The following is a 289-nucleotide window of genomic DNA, read 5'->3' as shown; positions in this document are numbered from 1 at the left end:
AAGTTGAATTAACCGGGCAAGAAAAAGTGGTAGAATATACTTGGGAAGAATTATTACAAGAAGGCGTTGTATCTGCACAAACAACTGAGTAACGAGGTGTGCCACCTTGGATAAAAAGGAACTATTTGATACGGTGATCAATTTAGAAGAACAAATCGGTTCTCTTTATCGCCAGTTAGGTGATTTGAAAAATCATATCGGTGAAGTGATTGAAGAAAATCATCAGCTTCAGATGGAGAATCAGCACTTGCGTGAACGTCTGGATCAGTCCGATCGGGACAAATCGTCT

General features: G+C 39.8%; 1 protein-coding gene and 1 pseudogene. Both read left to right on the top strand.

Going from position 1 to position 289, the window contains the following annotated elements; genetic code table 11:
- Nucleotides 1-92: pseudogene (locus SB658_RS23165) on the top strand (stage 0 sporulation protein); the annotation flags it as partial.
- Nucleotides 93-106: 14 nt separating this feature from the next.
- Nucleotides 107-289: initiation control protein YabA (locus SB658_RS23160; RefSeq protein ID WP_410602614.1), on the top strand; the 183-nt coding region annotated here is incomplete at its 3' end.

Source organism: Bacillus sp. SIMBA_008, from assembly GCF_046535495.1.
Lineage (GTDB): Bacteria > Bacillota > Bacilli > Bacillales > Bacillaceae > Bacillus > Bacillus subtilis.
The sequence above is the reverse complement of the archived record's forward strand: the minus strand, read 5'-3'. Positions and strand labels throughout refer to the sequence as shown.